Origin of the sequence: Catalinimonas alkaloidigena, from assembly GCF_900100765.1 — a bacterium.
GTDB lineage: Bacteria > Bacteroidota > Bacteroidia > Cytophagales > Flexibacteraceae > Mooreia > Mooreia alkaloidigena.
In genome coordinates, this window is the sequence record NZ_FNFO01000011.1 from 171,728 (window position 1) to 191,971 (window position 20,244).

Genomic DNA, 20,244 nt, shown 5'->3' on the forward strand with positions numbered 1-20,244 from the left:
TGCGCTTCTATCGGAAACGCAGGCCTTTTGTCTGGAGTCGTGAGGGAGACTTCAGGGCTGTTTCGGAACAAACAACACGGCATCGGCGACGACCACGCCGTCGGCGCCCTGGTTCGAAATCTCTACGTAATTCGTTTTCCCTGCCGCCAGCTTGAATTCACCTAACGGAACCCAAGCCCCGGAGGTTTGGCCCTCTACGCGGATGTCGTCGGCCTTCAGGTTGATTTTCTTCTTTCGTTTGCTGTCGGCCACCACCAGTCGCGTTTGCGAGGAGCCGTCTTTGATGCGCGGAAAATACGCGTAAACGTCGTACAGACCCGCGTGTTTTACTTCCGGCGTAAAGCGCACGGATTTGCGGGCACCGCCTTGGTTGTCGTCGCGCAGCAGCGAACGTCCGAACCGCCCGCCGGCTTTGTCGTCCTGAGTCCAGTCACCGCTGGTCGTGATGCCGGCGGCACTTTCGTTGTCGAGCAGAATTTCGGGCGTGCTGCCGTCGGCCAGCGGGTTTTCGCGCAGCAGGTTCTGCAACGTGGCAACATCCACGCGTTGTACGGTCGTGTTCCGGTCAATGGCCAGGGTGGCAGCGGTGGCCGCCGATTGGCCCAGCACCATAAACACCGGTTCCATGCGGATCGACCCGTAGGCAATGTGCGAAGCCGAAAGTGCCACGGGCACCAGCAGATTTTCGCAATGCTCAGCTTGCGGGATGATCGACCGATACGCGATGGGGTAGGGACCGAACCCGCCGATCTGGACGTCGCCTTCGTTCTTCACCATCTTTTTCCCGTCTTTCTCGATCACCACGCGCTGGCAATTGTGCGAATCCATCGTGTAGGCCGCCATGCCCACACCATCTTCCACCGTTTCGTCGCCGACGCAGTTGGCCTGGGTCATCACGTACGCGCCGATCATCCGGCGGCCTTCGCGCACGTAGGGTTGCCACGTCCAGTTGCCGTTGTCCGTGTACTCGTCTTTCGGGTAGCCCCATTTCAGCATTTCTTCACGCAGCTTCGGAGCCATGCGTTCGTCGTGCCCGATGAAGTAGAGCAGCCCTTTCGTATAGGTTTCCAGTTCCTTTTTGTACGCCATCCGCCCTGCGTAATCGGCTTCCGGATAATGGTAGTTGGTGCCGATCATGTCGGTCGAAAACGGTCCGTTGTTGTTGATGTCCGTCTTGCGGTTGGGCATCAGGTCGAATTTCAGGAAGCCCCACAGGCTTTCGGTGGGTTTGGCGGCGAGGTACCGCAGCAACAGCTCGTAATGGGTGGAATCGTAGCCTTCCGGGCGCGTAATCGGAATGAGGTTGGCGGGGTCGTCGGTCAGGCAGATGCGGTAGTTGTAAGTCTGCACCTGCCGGTTGCCGGTGCCTTGCGGAGCCAGCGTGGCCGGCGAAATGCCCCAGACCAGACCGCTGGACGGATCGCCCGGCACGCAGTAGGGATCGATGCCGTCGGGAAACTGGTGCTTGTTCAGCATCTGCACCCCGTTGTAGGTTTCGCCGTACAGGTCGTTGCTTTCCCGCCCGATGGTGAACGGCACCCCCGCCTGCGCCAGCATATCGCCTTCGTAGGTGCAGTCGAGAAACACCTTGGCTTTGACCGAAGGCATGGGATGCGTCCACGGGTCATCGCCCGAATGTTGCAACGTAATCGACTCGATGCGCTTGCCCCGCATCACGGTATTGCGCAAGTGGTGTTCGTAGAGGACCTCGACCCCGGCCCGTTCCAGGTAGCCGTTGAACGTCGCTTCGGCCACGCTGGGCTCAAAGATCCATTGCTCGAACGTACCGTAGTGCTGGCCGATGCGTCGGTAAAAGTCGAGGGCTAGCCCCGAAATGGCCGACTTGTTGCCGATGTCGGTGTAGCCGAGTCCGCCTGCCGAGAGCCCGCCCACGTGGCGGCCCGGTTCAATCAACAGTACGGATTTGCCGAGTTGTTTGGCCGTGTAGGCCGCCATAACGCCCGCCGACGTGCCGCCATAAATGCAAACGTCGACTTCGCGGGTGGGCGATTGCGCCAGAAGTGCCGACGGGGGCGCGACGAGCCAGAATGCAAGCAAGAGGAGTGATGGGAGAATTTTTCGCATAAGAAGAAATTACAAAAGTCAGGTTGCCACTAGAGGTCAAAAACGACGGAATTTAAGGTAGATAACGGGGACAGTGGTGAGCATTAGAACATTGAACTCAAAACGTCAACGTGGTTGCGGTCGCAACCTATTGACGACACTTTAAGCTTTCAACGTTTAACGCTTAATACCCCGGGTTTTGGTCTTCCGGTCCAATGTCGGGATTGTTGTCGATTTCGGAACGGGGAATCGGCCAGAGCAGGTGCGCGTCGGCTACTTCCTTGCCCAGGGCTTCACGAATGGTTTCCTTCACGATGCCCGCCCGTTTCAGGTCCAGCCACCGTTTCGATTCCAGCATAAATTCGTAGGCCCGTTCCGTCAGTACCGCCGTCCGGAACGAGGTGGCCGTTTGTCCGGCCAGCGCTACGTCTACTGCCGAAGGAGCGGTCGGTGCGAACCCATAGGCGCGGCGCTTCACCATGTTTAATCTTTCCACGGCCTCCGCGGTCGGGCCGTTATTGGCCATAGAAGCCGCTTCGGCGTAAATCAACAACGCATCGGGGTAGCGGTAAAAGTAATAGTCATTGCCGTATGCGCTGGTCGAAGGTGCTTGTCCGTCGCGGTACTTCCGAAAGCCAATGGACTCATTTTCAGGCAGTGACGTCGCTTGACCTGAACTGGTGCTGACGTAGGTCGTGTACAGGTTGAAGTCTTTCCGGAGGTCGGCGTCGTCCCAGTTGGCGATGAGCGGAAACGTAGGCTTGGCGAAAAAAGCACGGTACCCGCCGGGCGAGTAGGGCGTGTCCGAGGCATAGGGGAAGATGACGAAACTCCAGCCCAGACCCGCCACCCGCGTGAACTTGAAGGCAAAGATTTCCTCCGAGTTGGTGACTTCTGTCGGTCCATAGATCTGTTCAAAATCGTCGGAAGAGGAGACCGGCACCAGGGCAAACTTGTCGGACGCAATCACTTCTTCGGCCTTGTCGCGGGCCTTCTCCCACTGTTCGGTGGTCAGGTATACGTCGGCCAGCATCGTTTTGGCAGCCCATTTTGTAGGACGCCCCGGCTGGGCCGGCTCGTCGGGTAAAGCTTGTTCGGCCACGTACAGATCCGCTTCGATAAAAGCATACACGTCGCTGACCGGGCGGCGGGGCGCACCGATCTGATCGTCGGTAACGACGGGTTCCTGCCGGATGGGGACGGCCCCGTAGTTGCGCACGAGCGTGAAGTAGTTAAAGGCCCGCATGAACCGCGCCTCGGCCAGCAAGGCCGCTTTTTCGGCTTCGTCCATCGGAATGTCCGGGATGCCTTGCAGAGCGATGTTGGCGAAGTTGATGCTTTGGTAGAGGTCGCGCCAGATGCGTTCGGCGCGTGCGATGTTGGTCCCGTCGAAACCCTGGTACTCGCTGATGGCGACCTGCGAACCGCGCCCGAGGGTGTAATCGTCGAGGTTGGCCATGATGGCCGGGTACCACGAGCCGTACGTATCGGCACTGCGCAGCGGGGAATAAATGCCGAAGACGGCGGCGCGGGCATCGTCGGCGGTTCTGAAGAAGGTTTCCTGCGCGAGTTGGTCGCGTGGCTCTTCTTCCAGCAGGTCGCTGCAACCGGACAGCAGCGCTACAGACAGGAGGAGGCAGTATTTTTTCATGAGGATGTATCGGTAGGGAGGTGGTGGATTAAAGGCCAATGCGGGCACCGAGGGTAATGGTCCGGGCGTTCGGGTAACCGGCCTGGTCGATGCCCATGGTCAGTGACGAGCCGCGGGTACTTACTTCCGGGTCGTACCACGAATAGTCCGTGAACGTCAGCAGGTTCTGACCGCTGATGTAGAGCTGCGCACTTTGCAGCCACGACAGGTTCCACTGACGCGTGGGCAGGTTGTAGGCCAGTTGGATGTTCTTCACCCGCAGAAACGAGCCGTCTTCCACGTAGCGGTCCGACTCGCGGAATTTGGTGTTGACACTCAGGGCCGGGTAGGGGGCGTTCGGGTCGGGATTTTGCGGCGACCAGCGATTCAGAATGTCGCGAATCTGGTTCTCTCCGAAGTTAAAGCTGTTGGCCAACCCCGACGTGTTAAAGTTGAACAAGTCAGCACCTTGGATGCCTTGCAGAAAGACAGACAATTCGAAATTCTTGAACGAAACGTCGGTGCTGAACCCATAAATGAAGTCTGGATTTGGATCGCCGATTACTGTTTTGTCGGCGTCGTTGATCAGCCCGTCGTCGTTCACGTCCACGTACTTGATCTGTCCCGCTTCGTCCAGCCCGTCCTCCCGGAAACCGTAGAAGACACCCACCGGCAGGCCTTCGCGGATCAGGTTGACCGACACGTTGAAGGGGATGTCGAGCGCACCCCCGAACACGTCGCTGCCGCCGGCCAGTTGCCGCACCCGGTTGCGGTTCAGCGAAAAGTTGGCCGTTGCGTTCCACTTGAAGGCTTTGTCGACCAAAATTGCTGTTGCGGATGCTTCGAACCCACGGTTGCGGATGGAGCCGATGTTACGCACCGTGCTGGTATACCCCGACGAGTTGGGCAGGGGAACCGTCGCCAGCAGATCGGTCGTCAGCTTGTTGTACACGTCGAAGGTGAGTTGCAGCCGTTGGTTAAACAGCCCTACGTCCAGCCCCAGGTCGGTCTGTTGGGTAGTTTCCCACTGCAGGTCCGGATTGGGCTTGCCGCTGCCCGGTACGTAGCCGACAAAAATATCGTCGCCGAACACCACCTGGCGGGAGCTGAGCAGGTTGAGTGTCTGGTACGGACTGACGGCAGTACTGCCCGTTTGTCCCCAACTGGCGCGTACCTTCAGGTCGGTGAGTTGCGGCAGGTTCTTCAGAAAATCTTCTTCGATCAGCCGGTAGGCAATGGCCCCGGAGGGAAACAAGCCCCATTTGTTGCTTTGGCCGAAGCGGGACGAGCCGTCGGCCCGGCCGCTCAGCGTAATCAGCAAACGGTCGTGGAAGGAATAGTTGACCCGCGCCAGGTAGGAGAGGATGGTCCAGTCGGAATAAGAAGAACTCGGAACGCCGGGCGTGCTGCCGGCTTGCAGGTTGTAGTTGAGCAGCGCATCGGTCGAGTACCCCGACGAACTGGCCGACGTGCCCCGGTACTGGTTGTTCTGAAACGTGAATCCCCCGGTAAACGTCAGGGCGTGGCGTTCGGCGAACGTTTTTGAGTAGGTCAGGATGTTCTCGTTCAAAAAGCTGATCTCCTGTCCGTACGAGGTAGACGCCGATCCCGTGGAGCCGCGCAGCAGTCGCGAGGCGTAGTAATCGCTGCGGCTGTCGGTATTTTCCAGCCCGGCCGATACGCGCAGGCTGAGGCCGTTGAACGGCGTAAACGTCAGGGCCGTGTTGAGCAACATTTCGTTGCCGGTGTACCGGTTGTAGCGTTCGTAGGCCAGCACGAGCGGATTCTGTAACACGTTCGGGCTGAAGGGGTAGGTGTCGACCGCGTTGTAGGTACCATCGGCCCGGTAAGGAGCGAGGGTGGGCGGCGAAACCATGGCGGCCGACAGAACGCCGTTGCCGCGTGCGCTGTTGTCGCTGCCGATCTGGTTGCGCACCACGCGGCTCAGGATGCTGCTGTACGACAGACTCAGCTTGTCAGTAATGGTCTGGTTCAGGTTGGCCCGCAGCGACGCCCGCTGGTACGCCGAGTTGACGATGATGCCTTGCTGGTCGAACAAACTTCCCGAGACGGAATACTGCGTACGGTCGTTGCCGCCCGACAGGGTCAGCACGTGGTTTTGCACGGGCGCCGTCCGGAACACCACCTCCTGCCAGTCGGTGCCTGCCCCAAAACCGGCAATTTCGGCGTCGGTGAAGTACGGCGCTGCGCCGTCGTTGCTGGCGCGCTCGTTCATCAGCGTCGCAAATTCGGTGGCGTTCAAGAGGTCCAGTTTTTTGATGACCGACTGAAAACCGTAGTACGAGTCAAGGCTGACGTTTCCCCGGCCGCTTTTGCCGCGTTTGGTCGTGATGATCACCACCCCGTTGGCCCCCCGCGAGCCGTAAATGGCCGTGGCGGAGGCATCTTTCAAAATTTCCATCGATTCGATGTCGGCGGGGTTCAGCGCCCCGATGCCGCCCGTCAGCGGAAAGCCATCCACCACGTAGAGCGGTTCGTTGCTGCCTTGCAGCGAGTTGCCCCCGCGAATCTTTACGCTGAGCGTGCTGCCCGGCGCCCCGGAATTTTGCACGACCTGCACGCCCGTGGCGCGTCCGTTCAGCCCCTGCACGGCGTTGGTCACCGGAAAAGCGTTGATGTCTTTCGTTTTCACCGCTGCCACCGAGCCCGTCAGGTCCGACTTCTTCTGCGTGCCGTAGCCCACCACCACAATCTCTTCCAGTGCCTTTACGTCCTCTTCCAGCGTAATGTCGATCTGCAACCGGGCCCCGACCGCAACCTCCTGCGACAGATACCCGACCGCCGAAAACACCAGCGTCGGGTTATCGCTCACCTTCAGGGTATAGCGCCCGGCGACGTCGGTGATCGTCCCGTTTTGCGTCCCTTTTTCCAGCACGTTTACGCCCGGAATGCCTTCTCCTGACGCATCGAGCACCTGGCCGGAAATTTCGCTGGCGCGCTGTACCGGCGTAAGCTGGAGCGACGGTTGCGGCGGGACGACGGGCACGAGCGAAGGCAGGCGGGGTGGCGATTTCGATTCCAGGGTTTTGCTGATGATGGCGTAGCGGTGATCGTCCAACTGTTTGAACTCCAGGTTGTTGGGTGTCAGAAGTTCTTGTAAACTTTCCTGTAAGGTCAGGTGGCTGACGTCCGGTTTGCGCACGCGTAGGTCGTCGACCCGGTCGCGGCGGTAAACGAACTCGACGCCGTATTTCTTCTCGATTTCGGAGAGCACTTCCGGCAGCAACTGGTACGTTTCCTGGGTCTGGTGCAGCGGCTTGTCACGGTGCAACGCCAGGTGTTGCGCGGAGAGTGCGGGAGCCCACAGCGCCGTCAGGCACACGAGCGGTAAAAACGTTTTCATAAGGTAGGGTAGGTTGTAATGAACGTTTAAGGTTGGAACACAAGGCGGTCGCCTTCGCGGGTGATGCGGATTTCGGCGGCGATGGCTAGTTCGCGGGTCAGTTGGTCCAGGTCTGCCAGCGAAAAGGTGCCCCGGATCTCCAGGCGCGCCAGCGCGGAGTCTTGGATCACGACCGACAGGCCGTAGGTTTCTTCGATCAGGGACGCGATTTCGCGAATCGACTTGTCCTTGACGATCAGCCGGTCGTCTTTCCAGGACGTGTACAACTCGGGTTCGACCCGGCGCTGGCGCAGTTGCTTGCTGACGAGGGAGTATTCGACCAGATCGCCGGGCCGCATCTCGACCGGCGCGGTTTGCTCGGTTTTCAGATCCAGACGCACTTTCCCTTCCTGCAACACGACTTGCGTGCGGGCCCGGCGGTTGGTGACGTTGAACTGCGTGCCGATTACTTCGACATCGAGGTCCGACGTGTGGACAACGAACTTGCGGAACCCGTCCGGGCGGGGTTCTTGCTTCACGGTGAAATACGCTTCGCCTTCCAGCCACACTTCCCGGTTGCCTTCGTCCGACCAGTCGGAGGCGTACGAAAGCCGCGAGTTGGCGTTCAGCACCACGACGGAACGGTCGGGCAGCAGGATTTTGCGCGTTTCGCCGAAGCGCGTGGCCAGGGTTTCGCGTTGCCATTGCGCGCCGTAGAACCAGACCACCGCCAGTGCCCCCAGCAACAGCAGCAGGCTGGCCGCGATTTTCAACGCGTGTTGTCGCCAGAAGGGGCGGGGCGTCGGCAGCATGGGCGTGGTCGAGAGCGGTGCCGCGGCAAGGCGGGCGCGCAGCGCGGTCAGCGAGTCGTCGATCTCGGCCTCGGAGGGCATGGTTTCGCGGAGTTGCAGGCCCAGAATCCACTGCCGGGCGGCTTCAACTGTCGCCTGTTTTTCCGGATGGGCCGCTACCCAGGCGTCCCAAAACGCCACGTTGTGGGGCTGCGCCTGCCAGACCCAGTTCTGAAACGATTCGTCGGCGATAAAATCTTCGCGGGTGTAGTGGTCGAAATCCATGTGTGCCAGGGGTGAGCAACGGCTTTCAGCGGTGCCGTTACTGTCCCATAGGCAGCCTTTTACGCGGCGTACTCAGGAAAAAAGAAAAATCCTGAAAAAAATTTAGGGCGTCTAGAAAAGAAGGCGCACGCTGAGCATCACGAGGCACGACTCAATGAAGTAGGGCAGGGAGACGCGGAGGGCCGTAACCGAACGGTGGATGTGGTTGCGAACCGACTGCACGTTGATCGACAGCAGGTCGGCAATTTCGGCGTAGCTCAGGTTGCTGAAAAACCGCAGGTAAAGGACTTCCCGCTGGCGTTCCGGCAGTTGGTTCAGCGCTTCGATGAGGCGCGTCTGGCGTTCGCGCTGGCTTTGTTCCAGAATGAGCGTACGCTCGTGCGAAAACTCCACCCCGAACACCAGTTGCTGATCGTCCGACACGAGGCGTTCCTTCCGTTGCTGCACCGCCCGGAAAATCTTGCGGCGCAGCGATTTCATCAGGTAAAATTTCACCGAGCCGGTTTCGCCGATCCGTTGCCGCGTTTGCCACAGTGAAAAGAACAGGTCCTGAATCTGATCTTTCACAAATTCGGGTTCGGCGCAGAGCTTCGTGCCGTAGCTGAAAAGCAGGCGGAAGTAGGAACGATAGAGGGTCGCGAAGGCCGTTTCGTCGCCCGCGCGGAAGTCGTTCCAAAGTTCCAGATCATCGTCCGGTTGAGGATAAGGGTGGGCTTTCATGGTGGGAGCAGACACCGCAGGGGAAAGGACGGTGCCGGGGTCAACATAGGAAACTTCCACCGAATAAAAAAGTCGGCCCTCCATTGCAGAACTGCTGAGGTGAGGTATAATTAACTTGAGGAAGGTTAGGTTAATTAGTTGATAATGATAGGGTTATGGATTGGGCTTGAGATTCGAAAATGCATAAAAAAAGCCCGGGGTTAACCGGGCTCGGGGTACTGACTGAAAGAAAATTATTGCCTGCGCTCGCGGCGTTCGGCGCGTCGCTCCGCCATTTTTTCGGTATAGGTGGCGTACTGCTCGTCGGTCAGCAGCGCTTTGATCTGCGCTTCTTCCTGGTCGCGCAGCACCTTCATCTTTTCCATTTTGGCCTGCCGGCTCATCGACGCGTCCTGCCGAAGGGCCTGAAACTGCGGCTGAAATTTCTGATGCACTTCTTTTAACTGAGTAACCTGTTCGTCCGACAGGTTCAGTTCCGCCTTCAGTTCGGTAACCAGATTACGGTTGCCGCCGCCGCGCTGGGCGAACGTCGTCAGGCTGCAGAGGGACAGCACGAGGGCCAGTCCCAGGGTTTTCCATGGGGTCATGTTTGAAAGAGTTTGGTGTTTGGGCCGTTGGACGGTGCGTTGCAAGAAAGGTTTAACCGCGTCGGGAGAATTATTCGCCGCGGGGCGGGCCTCCGAAGGGCGGTCGGCCGCCGGGACCCGGCCCGCCGGGACCATCGAAACGGCGGCGTTCGTCGGGCGTTTCGTTTTGTGCCGAACCGAAATTCCGCAGCGTGTAGGTAAAGGTCAGCATGAAGTACCGCTGCAGCACGTTACTGCGCGTATCCTCGATGTACACGTCGGTGACGTTCCGCTGGATGCTGTTGTTCTGCTTCAACAGGTCGAACACGAGCAGCCGCAGGTCGCCTTTGCCCTTCAGGATTTTTTTCCCGACCGAGGCGTTCCACAATAGATAATTCTGGTTGTAGCCGCTCGACAAACCGGAGTAGTACTGGTGGTTCAGGTCGGTCTGAAAGACAAAGTTTTTCCAGGTAATCCAGTTCAGCCGTACGCTCGACTGTTGGTTGAAGTAAGTCTGATTCAGTTGGGTCTGCAGCGTATTCTCCACCACACTGAAGTTAGAGTTGGACGAAAGGGTGAAGTCCAGCTTTTCGCTGACGTTGCTGCTTAGCACCACGCCCAGCCCCGCCGTTGACGAGTTGGCGTAGTTCACCGCGTCGTTGATCAGCCCCGGCGTGCGGCTCAGGTTGCCGTTCAGGTTCAGGTTGAGGTTCGACTTGATGAAGCCGACCGGCAGGCCATACGAGACGAACGAGCGCAGGTCCCAATTGCCGTCGAGGTTGACCGGACGGCTCAGTTGCGAGCCGCGCGGGAGTTCAATGCCGTCCACCACCAGATCGCGCTCGGCGATAATGGTACTTCTTCCGATGTAGTGGTCGGTAAGCGAGCCGCCCAGCATCACAAAAAACGTGTGCGATTTCTCGACGTTCGAGGCCGAATAGCGCGCAAACAGGCTGTGCTGGTAGTCTTGTTGCAGGTTCGGATTGCCGGTGGTCAGCTGCAGCGGATTGGTGTTGTTGACCACGGCCTGCAACTGGTCGACCGACGGCGGACTGGTCCGGGTCCGGTAAAACAGCCGCAGATTCTTTTCACGTGTGATGTTGTAGCGAAGCATGGCGCTCGGCATAAAATTCCGGAAGCTGCGGTCCACGTCCGTTTCGTACGGAAAGCGCTGATCGCCGGTTAGTTGTGCCCATTGGTACGAGCCGCGCACCATCAGGAACAATTTTTCGCCGCGTACCGAATAGCCGCCCCCCAGGTTTTGCGTCATGTAATGGTTGCTGTAGGTATTGGACAGCAGCGTGTCCAGCAGGCGGTATTCCTGCCCGCCCGTCCCCAGGTCGTAGGTGCGTTTGTCGGAGCGGTTGCGTTCGTATTCCGTTTCGTAACTCACCATCACCTGCGATTTTTGGCTGATCGGTTCGGTGTAGGTGAGGTCGGTCTCGACGCCCCAGGTGCGTTTGTTGAGGTCGGACGTCTGGTTGAGCGTGTCAGATTCCACATCGTCCGCGAAGTAATTGTTCCGCGACCGGAGCAGATAGTTGCCCTGGTTGCCCTCTGCCGAAGGCTCCACGCTGAACGAAAGCGTGCGTCCCTTTTTCGCAAAGCTGTGTCGGAACAGAATGTCGGTCGAGAAATCGTAGCCGCTCAGGTCCGACGTGTAGTTGCTGTACAGGCTGTTGAGCAGCGCATCCTGCTGTTGCGTAACGCCTTCGGTCAGCGACGAGCCCCGGTTCTGTTGCAGCGTGAAGCGCGGCCGGATCAGCAGCGAATTGTTGTCGTCGATCTTGTAGTTCAGCCGCAGCGTGGCGCGGTGGTTGATGTTCCGGCTCGACGTGTAGCTGTCTTCGTCGTAAGCCTGGGCCGAATCGGACGGCAGGATGTACTGCCGGAACACGGACGAATTGGCATTGTTGTCGCTCAGGTTGAAAAAGTAGCTGCCCGTCAGGTCCAGTTTCTTCCCCCACGAATCGGAGTAGTTCAGGCCCGCCGCGTGGGTTTTGGAGATGCCGCTCTGTTGCCCGACCATGAAGTCGCGGACGTCGCTGCCCCCTCCGCCGCGCCAGCCACCGCCCCCGCTCCCCCGGCCTCCACGGCCGCCGCCCCCTCGCGAACCGCCTCCGCCGCTGGAACCGCTGCTGACCACGCCGAGCAGATCGGACGTCGAGAAGTTCTGCTGGTTGATGTTGTTGGTCTGGGCAATGACCGACAGGCGCCGGCTGCCCTTGAAAACGTTGACGATGCCGCCCGCCTGGTAGACGTTGTCGGGACCATAGCCCGCAAACAGCTTTCCGAACTGCCCGTTGCGCATGTTAGCTTTCGTCACGATGTTGATCGTCTTGGTCGTTTCGCCGTTGTCGAAGCCGCTGAACTGCGCCTGATCGCTCTTCTGATCGAACACCTGAATTTTGTCGATCACTTCGGCGGGGAGGTTGTTCAGCGTGGCGTTGGGATCGTCCCCGAAAAACTCTTTGCCGTCTACCAGCACCTTCTGCACCTGTTCGCCCTGCGCCTGCACCTGCCCGTTCTGCACCACCATACCCGGCATTTTTCGCAGCAGATCGCCGGCGCTGGCATCGGGGTTGGTTTTGTAGGCAGCGGCGTTCATCTCGGTCGTGTCACCTTTCTGAATACTGGGGGGCATTTTGCCGGTCACCTGCACCTCATTCAGCTCGGTGGCCGAAGGCGACAGCGGCAGTTGCCCCATATCTAGCGACTGGTCCTGCAGGCGCAGCGTCCGTTCGTAGGGACGATAGCCAAGAAACGACACCCGCAGCCGGTACGCACCCGGCGCCAGGCGCTGAAACTGAAAAAAACCGTTGAGGTCGGTGGCCACCCCCACGGCCGTCGAATCGCCCGACAGCCTTTGGAGGATGACGTTGGCACTCGGCAGGGGCGACTGGTCGGTAGAATCGAGCAGCGTGCCCTGAATCGTCAGGTTTTGCGCCACGGCACTGGAGAGGGAACCGAACAGGAACAAAACGTAGAAAAGTTGTTTCATGAAAAGTGGAGGTGAGCCGGTTAGAGCCGCTCATCTACCAAAGGTTTAACCTCTCCTTTAGAAAAAAACGCAAAATTTCGCTTTCCGCCGCGAATGCATCACAAAGGGCCGAACACCAACGCTCCCGGCCCTTTTATCAACAACCCAATCAGGTAAATTCCCTTCAGTAATTGGGATTTTGCACCAATGCCGGGTGGGAGCCAACCTGGGAGCTGACTGAAGAGAAAGAGGGGCGCCGAATTCAGGAATAAGGAGAAATCATGTACATACATCAACAGCGGAATAGGTAAGGCAAGAGCGCCCAGATGCCAGGGATGCAAAAAGCGAATCGGAGTCGAACCGAAACCAGATTTATAGAGTTACGGAAGCGTCTTTTCACTAACTTGCATAAGGTTTACCGAGAAGGTATCGCACGGCTTTTTGTAGAAAAAGCTCTCTGTCAGCGGGTTACTTCTGTTTACTTCACGCCATAATTCCACTTTAATGAGCGAAGCGATCAAGCATGAATGCGGCATTGCCCTGATTCGATTGAGGAAACCGTACCAGTACTACATCGACAAGTACGGTACGCCTATGTACGGGGCTAACAAATTGTATCTGCTGATGGAAAAGCAGCACAACCGGGGCCAGGACGGCGTGGGGGTTGCGAACATCAAGCTGAAAGTCAAGCCGGGCGAACGCTACATCAGCCGGTATCGCTCCATCGACGACCGCCCGATCGCCAAAGTCTTTAAGAAAATCGGGAAGAAGTTTCGGAAGGCCTACAAAGCGTATCCTGAAAAGTACCGCGACGCCAACTGGCTGCAGACCAATGTGGCCTTTTCCGGAGAGCTCTGGCTGGGGCACCTCCGCTACGGCACCCACGGCCGCAACAGCATCGAAAGCTGCCACCCCATGCTTCGGCAAAACAACTGGCGCAGCCGCAACCTGGTAGTTGCCGGAAACTTCAACATGACCAACGTCGACGAGCTGTTCGCGAAGCTGGTCAACATCGGCCAGCACCCGAAAGAAATTGCCGATACCGTGACGGTCATGGAAAAAATCGGCCACTTCCTCGACGAAGAAAACCAGCGGCAGTTCGATTACTGGAAAGGCCTGTACGAAAATCCGCAGCTTTCGGAAGTGATTGAGCGTGAGATGGATCTGGCGCGTGTGTTGCAGCGTTCGTGCCGCGATTTCGACGGTGGATATACCATGGCGGGCATGACCGGATACGGCGCGGCTTTTGTAGCGCGCGACCCGTCGGGCATCCGGCCGGCCTACTACTATGCCGACGACGAAGTGGTGGTGGTGGCGTCGGAAAAGCCGGCCATCAAAACGGCTTTCAACGCACGGTACGAAGACATCAAGGAAGTGGAACCCGGCCATGCGCTGCTGATCAAACAAGACGGCGAGTACGACATGGTGCCGTTCACCGACGCCTTGCCCAAGACGCCCTGCAGCTTCGAGCGCATCTATTTTTCGCGTGGCAACGACCCGGAAATTTACCAGGAGCGCAAAAAGCTGGGCCATCTGCTAAGCAAGCCTATCCTGAAAACAATCGACTACGATCTGGAAAATACCCTCTTCGCCTACATTCCCAACACGGCCGAAACGGCTTTTCTGGGACTTTCGGAGGGAATTCGCGACTACCTGACCGATTTCCGCCGGCAGGTGATTAAGGAAGGTTCGGAAGAAGAAATTGAACGGGCGCTGTCGCTGAAACCCCGCTTCGAGAAGGTGGTGGTCAAAGATGCGAAACTGCGTACGTTCATCACCGACGACAGCCATCGCGACGATCTGGTGACACACATCTACGACGCGACCTACGAAGTGGTGCGGAAAGGCACCGATACGCTGGTGGTGATCGACGATTCGATCGTACGGGGCACCACGCTGGAGCGCAGCCTGCTGACGATGCTCGAAAAACTGGAACCCAAGCGCATCATCATCGTCTCGTCGGCCCCGCAGATTCGCTACCCCGACTGTTACGGCATCGACATGTCACGCATGCGCGAGTTTGTGGCGTTCCGGGCCATGCTGGCGTTGCTGAAAGAAACCAAGCAGGAAAACAAATTGGACGAAGTGTACGAAAAATGTGTCAACGCGCTGAACCAGAGTCGGGGACACGAGCAAAACTTCGTGAAGGAACTATACGACCTGTTTACATACGAGCAGGTCTCGAACAAGATTGCCGAAATCGTGACGCCGAAGGGCGCCAAGGCGAAAGTCGACGTGATTTACCAGACGGTAGAGCACCTGCACGAAGCCTGCCCGAACCACAAAGGCGACTGGTATTTTACCGGCGACTATCCTACGCCGGGCGGTTACAAGGTGGTAAACCGCGCTTTTGTCAACTTCATGGAAGGCAAGACCGGTCGCGCCTACGAAGCGCCTGCCGAGCCGGGTTCGGTACCGCTGAAAGTGAGCGTAGGCGTTAGCGACGGCGCATAGTCCGATCACACCTCTTTTTTAGGAAGGCTTCATCTGGAATACGGATGAAGCCTTTTTACATTTTCTCCAGGATAATCCGGCTCAGGTAACCGCTGCCTTCGTCCTGCACCTTGCGCCAACCCTGCCGCCGCAACCGCCACGCAATGAAGCGGTTCATCATGCCGTGTCCGACCAATACCGCCAAGCCGTGGGTCTGGGCCTCCTGAATCAGAAGGCCGGTGGCGCGGCGTGCCCGCAAACGTGCCATGCGGAACGCTTCGTGGTCTTTGGCCTGTTTTCCGAGGAGCCACAAAATGCGTCCGCCCGTTTGCCAGACCCGTACCGGCAGCCGCACCAGTGGAATATGAGGCATCAGGCTGGTTTTGAGTTCGTTGAACGTCGGATCGGCGATGATTTCACAGGCATCTCCAAAAATCATCTTGGCTGTTTCGCGGCTGCGGCGCAGGGCACTGCAATACACTCGGTCGGCTTCTTCGGCCAGGGAAGCGAAATGCGCCACGTCGTGTTTTTTGACCGCTACTTCGTCGTAGGCATAATGGTAGCGATGCGCCTCGGCATAAGGAGCCCAGGCAGGGCGTTCGATCAGCGGCTGACCGTGGCGGATGAGGGTGATGCGCATAGCAGTAGGGCGCGGCCGGACATTTCTTTGTAGTACGAGGGGCACGGCCGCAAGTTCTGCCCCGGCCTCACCGGATGTCTTCGTAGAGCCGCTTCAGTTTCTCCGGCGAATACCCCACTCCCCACAGAAACCCGACGTAGAGGTAGATAGCGTTGGCCTTCCAGAAGCCCCACTTCGCCACCCGCCGGTCCGACGACTCCACCACGCGGTTGAGTTGCCTGATGCGTCCTAACTGATTGATTCTAAGAAGGAAATCGGCTTCTTCCATGATGGGAAGTTGAGGGTTGAAACCACCGCATTCCAGAAACTGGACGCGCCGGCAGAAAATTACCTGATCGCCAAACAGGAGGCGCGCTCCTTTAACGAAAAAGCGGTAGGGTCGGAACAGCAGTGGAGCATAGTAGGTCTTGGCGAAGTTGTGGAAAGAGGTGAGCCAACGGGTGGTGTCGGGGCCGCGCATGAGGGAAATGAACCCCCCGGCAGCCACGTGCGGATCGGCCAGGGTCCGCTGGATGACGGCCAGCGCATCGTCGGGCAGCGACGTGTCGGCATGCAAAAAGCACAACACCTCGCCGGTGGCGCGTTCGGCCCCCAGGTTCATCTGGATTGCCCGGTGCGCCACCGGACTAGACACCACCTTCACGTGGGGCCACTGGGCCTCTGCCTCCGCAACCAGAGATAACGTAGCGTCCGAACTGCCCCCGTCGACCAGAATGACCTCGTGGGGGGCCGGGTCGAGCAGGCGTAGCATCCGTAGCGTACGCGGCAGAGCGCGAGCTTCGTTGAGGGTCGGAATGACCATGGAGACGGTAGACATGCCATCAAATTGCAAAAAATGCCGAAAGGCGTGGTGTGCGAAAAATACTTGCGCACCTTTGCGTACCTATGTTCTCACTGATTCCCAACGCGTTGCTGAAGCAACTGTACACGCGGGGCAGCCTCTGCAATACCGCCGAAGGCTTTTGCTTTTCGCTGAAAAATCGCCTGACGGATGCCCGGTTCACCGGGTTGCACAGCGCCCGCATCGACGGGCAATCGTACGCAGCCGAGGCGTTTACCCTGCACAGTGCCGATGCCGCCCCGCGCTCAGTCGCCGACGTGACGCCGGCCTGTCCGCTCGACTTTCCGTTGCGCCGGGTGGTGGAGATTCAGGCCACAGGAGCCCCCCTGTCGCCGGGGCGGCATCACCTGGAAATCGTGCTGCAAACGGAACCCTTCGGAAAAATTACCCTGCGGGTGGAAGATGACGTTCGGCCGGTTGCTACGATTCATTCGGAAAAGAAAGGCATTCCGCGCGATTCCACCGACGACTATACCACCGCGGCGCTGACCGAGCGGTGGCGCTACCTGGAGCAGAAAACCGGCCACGCGCCCCGACACCTTGCGCCCGCCGCGTACCCGTGGGCAGCCGCGCGGGGCAATTGCGAAAACCTGATCGGCGTGGCGCAGGTCCCGGTGGGTGTAGCGGGCCCGTTGCGGATCAACGGCGAGCACGCCCAGGGCGAATTTCTGATTCCCCTGGCCACTACCGAGGGCAGTCTGGTGGCGTCCTACAACCGGGGCATGAAACTGATCAACGCCTGTGGTGGCGTTACCTGTACCGTGATGGACGACGCCATGCAACGCGCGCCGGTGTTCGAACTGGCCGACGCCCGGGCGGCACGCGCGTTTGTGCAGTGGGTGCAGGCACATGGGGCCGAGCTCAAAGCCGAGGCCGAAGCGACCTCGCACTACGCCCGGCTGCATACAATCGAGCCGTATCTGGTCGGGCGGTTGGCTTTTCTACGGTTTAATTTCACGACCGGCGATGCGGCCGGACAAAACATGGTGACCAAAGCCACACTGGCGGCGTGTAACTGGCTGATTTACAATTATGATGGGATCGAACACTTTTACCTGGAGTCGAATATGGCAACCGACAAAAAGCCATCGCAGCTCAACACGTTACAGACGCGTGGCAAGCGCGTCACGGCCGAACTGACCATCCCGCGGGCGGTGCTCCGGGAGGTGTTGCAGGTAGAGCCGGAACAGATCGACCGGCATAGTCGCATCGGGCAGGTGGGGGCGTGGCAGGCCGGTGCGAACAACAACGGCTTGCATTCGGTGAACGGACTGGCCGCGTTGTTCATCGCCACGGGACAGGATGTCGCCTGTCTGGCCGAATCGTCGGCGGCCATTACCTACTCGGAGATCACACCCGCGGGTGATTTGTACGGCTCCATTACGTTGCCTTCGCTCGTGGTCGGCACAGTCGGTGGTGGAACGGGCCTACCCACCCAGCGCGAATGCCTGGAACTGATGGGGTGTTACGGGCCAGATCAGGTATACAAATTTGCGGAAATCGTCGTTGGTGTGATTGCGGCAGGTGAGCTGTCGCTGGCCGCGGCCATCTCCTCGCTCGACTGGGTTGCAAGCCACGAAAGCCTGGGCCGGAACCGCCACACCGGCATGTAATAAATTTTTTCTTTTCCTATAAGTTTCGCACTTTGCCGGTGGCGAGGCATGGGCCGAAACCATACCCACCCCATTACTGTATAACTCCCTATGCTACAAAATCTTATCAAGTGGCTTCTGGTCTTCGGAAGTGTGACCGTACTGGGTTTGCACGCCGAGCCGTCGCACCTGCATCAGGCGGTGGCATCGGGAGACGTGCAGCGCGTAAACGAACTGTTGCAACAAGGGGTCAGCCCCGAAGAGCGCGACGATCAGGGGCAGACGCCTTTGTTTCTGGCCGTGCAGTCGGAGGGGCGCGAAATGGTGATGCTGTTGTTGCGGCATCATGCCGACGTAGGCGCGCGCGATGCCCAGGGGTGTACGCCTTTTTTGATTGCCGCGGCGCACGATCAGACGGTGGCCGCCCTGTTGCTGCTTGACCAGGGCGCGAAGTTGGGCGCGACCGATAAAGACGGCAACTCGGCCTTGCACTACGCCGCCAGTACCGGCAGTCTTCGCATGGTAGAATTCCTGCTGGCACGCGGCCTGGACCTGGAAAAAACCAACCGGCACCACCGCACGCCGCTGATGGCGGCCATTCTGGGCAGTCCACTGTTCGAAACCTCAGAGGTGGGTGAGCGCGTGCAAGCGGCCGAGCTGCTGCTGACGCGCGGCGCCAACCCCAATGCTCAGGACCTGGAAGGCAATATGCCGCTGCACCTTTCGGCCTCGGCCGATGCGTTGTCGCCCTTTACCCGCCTGTTGCTGCGCCACGGTGGCGATGCTTCGGCTCGCAACAAAGCCGGACAAACGCCCGCCGACATCATCTCCAAACGCCGCCAAGCCTCCATCGTTAATCGATAAGCGGCCGCGCGTAGGCCGTAGTTTCCCTGTACCAAGCTCGTTACCTTATTTCACTCTCCTGGTTTCGTCGGTTTCCGCATTTGCAACGGTGGATTTTCCGGGGCTGGCTGGCCGATGCCCGTCATAAAGTAGCGTATGTGGCGCCTTTTCTGCCACCGGGAGCGCGGTTGCTGGAACTAGGTTCGGGGCCGGGGAGCGTGGTGCAGGTACTGCGCGAAAAAGGTTACGACGTAACCCCCGTCGACGTGCAGGACCTGAGTTTCCATCCCGCCCTACGGCCCGTGCTCTACGACGGACATCGGTTGCCGTTTCCCGACCAATCGTTCGACGTGGTGCTGGTCCTGACCGTGTTGCACCATACGCCGCACCCCCGGCGGATCGTGGCCGAAGCGCGGCGGGTGGGCCGTGCTGTCGTGGTGATTGAAGACGTCTACCGCCATTCCATTCAAAACTACCTGACCCGGTGGACCGACAGTCTGGTGAACCTGGAGTTTCGGGGCCACCCGCACCAGAACCACCGCGAGGCGTACTGGCGGCAGCTTTTTCGGGAGGAAGGGTTACAGCTTACGCACGAACGGAGCTGGCGGCTGGCGGGGCTGTTCCGGCAAACTCTGTTTGTGCTGAAGGCCGCGCCTAGTGCTAGTTCAGCAGCAGGTGCATCTCGTACTGGCGGTAAGCGGGCTTGAACCCCAGCGACAGCAGGAAGCCGTGGATGCTGTTTTTATCACTGTCGATGTTGAGTACGTTCAGGCTGTCGGAGTAGGAGAGGCGCCCCATCTGCCGGAACAGGGCCGTTGCGACGCCGTGTCGGCGGTAGTCCGGGTTAACGGCAAACTGCACGATCCGCCCCGTACCTTTCTGCACAATGGCGTAACCGGCGGCGTTGTCTTCGTCGACCCAGGCCTGCAGGTAGATTTTATCGCGCGGGCTGCGCAACACGGCGTCCAGGCTGTTCTGCCACGACGGCATCCGGTCCAGCCAGACACGCTGGCTACGCAACTGCGCCTCCTTGATGGGACCGTGCGTAATGCGCACATCGGGCGCGTCGCGCCACGTGGCGGGTAAATCAATGCGGTAACAATTGAAGCGACGCGTCTCTTCAAATCCTACTTTTTCGTAGCTTCGCCAGGCCGCCGAATTTTCGCGGATCACCTCCAGTAGGCATTGCTCCACGTCCATCGTGCGCAGGGCGGGCTGCACAAACTCATACATCTGTTGAGTCAGGCCTTTGCCGCGCCAGGCCGGGGTTACGCCCGTTGCCGCGTTGTACACCGTCAGGCGGTTCGCCCAGAAGCCGGGGGCGTGCATGATAAATCCCACCAATCGTTCGCCTTCAAACGCGCCCGGCGAGTAAGACAGATCTACACCATCGTTCGCGATTTTTTGGGCAAACTGCTCCTCGTCCATGTGAATACGCAGCACGTGGTCTGCGAAGGCATCGTTGTACGCTCTTCGCAACGCGGGCAAGTCACTAGGTTCAAGTAATCGGAACGAA

General features: G+C 59.0%; 14 protein-coding genes. 4 read left to right on the forward strand and 10 right to left on the reverse strand.

Translation table 11 applies throughout. From position 1 onward, the window contains the following. Positions 1–51 precede the first annotated feature (51 nt). The 7 genes from BLR44_RS23315 to BLR44_RS23345 form a co-directional block, all read right to left on the reverse strand. Positions 52–2,085 (reverse strand): FAD-dependent oxidoreductase, encoded by a 2,034-nt coding sequence (locus tag BLR44_RS23315; RefSeq protein WP_089686705.1) that lies wholly within the window; start codon positions 2,083–2,085, stop codon positions 52–54. A 163-nt stretch (positions 2,086–2,248) separates the two neighbouring features. Then, complete coding sequence (locus BLR44_RS23320) at positions 2,249–3,715, reverse strand: RagB/SusD family nutrient uptake outer membrane protein (RefSeq protein WP_089686707.1); 1,467 nt, start codon at positions 3,713–3,715, stop codon at positions 2,249–2,251. A gap of 28 nt (positions 3,716–3,743) precedes the next feature. Then, entirely contained in the window at positions 3,744–7,058 is a 3,315-nt protein-coding gene (locus BLR44_RS23325) for a SusC/RagA family TonB-linked outer membrane protein (RefSeq protein WP_089686710.1), read from the reverse strand. A gap of 26 nt (positions 7,059–7,084) precedes the next feature. Continuing rightward, positions 7,085–8,113: a FecR family protein gene (locus BLR44_RS23330; protein WP_089686713.1), complete on the reverse strand. Its 1,029-nt coding sequence runs from the start codon at positions 8,111–8,113 to the stop codon at positions 7,085–7,087. Between the two features lie 111 nt (positions 8,114–8,224). Continuing rightward, positions 8,225–8,833: an RNA polymerase sigma factor gene (locus tag BLR44_RS23335; protein WP_176956179.1), complete on the reverse strand. Its 609-nt coding sequence runs from the start codon at positions 8,831–8,833 to the stop codon at positions 8,225–8,227. Positions 8,834–9,066: 233 nt separating this feature from the next. Further along, the gene (locus BLR44_RS23340) at positions 9,067–9,420 is read right to left on the reverse strand and encodes a hypothetical protein (RefSeq protein WP_089686717.1); all 354 of its coding nucleotides are present in this window, start codon (positions 9,418–9,420) and stop codon (positions 9,067–9,069) included. Between the two features lie 70 nt (positions 9,421–9,490). Then, entirely contained in the window at positions 9,491–12,400 is a 2,910-nt protein-coding gene (locus BLR44_RS23345; protein ID WP_089686719.1) for a TonB-dependent receptor, read from the reverse strand. A gap of 483 nt (positions 12,401–12,883) precedes the next feature. Here BLR44_RS23345 and BLR44_RS23350 point away from each other — a divergent pair, with 483 nt between their 5' ends. Next, positions 12,884–14,833 (forward strand): amidophosphoribosyltransferase, encoded by a 1,950-nt coding sequence (locus BLR44_RS23350; RefSeq protein WP_089686721.1) that lies wholly within the window; start codon positions 12,884–12,886, stop codon positions 14,831–14,833. Between the two features lie 55 nt (positions 14,834–14,888). Here BLR44_RS23350 and BLR44_RS23355 read toward each other — a convergent pair whose 3' ends face one another. Both BLR44_RS23355 and BLR44_RS23360 read right to left on the reverse strand, forming a co-directional pair. After that, positions 14,889–15,452: a histidine phosphatase family protein gene (locus BLR44_RS23355; protein ID WP_089686723.1), complete on the reverse strand. Its 564-nt coding sequence runs from the start codon at positions 15,450–15,452 to the stop codon at positions 14,889–14,891. Positions 15,453–15,519: 67 nt separating this feature from the next. Beyond that, a complete protein-coding gene (locus tag BLR44_RS23360) occupies positions 15,520–16,269 on the reverse strand; it encodes a TIGR04283 family arsenosugar biosynthesis glycosyltransferase (protein ID WP_089686725.1) in 750 nt (249 codons plus the stop codon). A gap of 68 nt (positions 16,270–16,337) precedes the next feature. On the opposite strand from BLR44_RS23360, the gene BLR44_RS23365 reads away from it, so the two are divergent. The 3 genes from BLR44_RS23365 to BLR44_RS23375 all read left to right on the forward strand — a co-directional run bounded on the left by BLR44_RS23365 (position 16,338) and on the right by BLR44_RS23375 (position 19,435). After that, positions 16,338–17,906: a hydroxymethylglutaryl-CoA reductase gene (locus BLR44_RS23365; RefSeq protein WP_089686727.1), complete on the forward strand. Its 1,569-nt coding sequence runs from the start codon at positions 16,338–16,340 to the stop codon at positions 17,904–17,906. A gap of 90 nt (positions 17,907–17,996) precedes the next feature. Further along, positions 17,997–18,749: an ankyrin repeat domain-containing protein gene (locus tag BLR44_RS23370; protein WP_089686729.1), complete on the forward strand. Its 753-nt coding sequence runs from the start codon at positions 17,997–17,999 to the stop codon at positions 18,747–18,749. An 80-nt stretch (positions 18,750–18,829) separates the two neighbouring features. Then, positions 18,830–19,435, forward strand: coding sequence for a class I SAM-dependent methyltransferase (locus BLR44_RS23375; RefSeq protein WP_176956180.1), 606 nt, complete (start codon positions 18,830–18,832; stop codon positions 19,433–19,435). Here the strand turns inward: BLR44_RS23375 and BLR44_RS23380 are convergent. Further along, on the reverse strand, positions 19,389–20,207 hold the full coding sequence (locus tag BLR44_RS23380; protein ID WP_176956181.1) for a GNAT family N-acetyltransferase: 819 nt from the start codon (positions 20,205–20,207) through the stop codon (positions 19,389–19,391). The genes BLR44_RS23375 and BLR44_RS23380 overlap by 47 nt on opposite strands. Between the last annotated feature and the right edge of the window lie 37 nt (positions 20,208–20,244).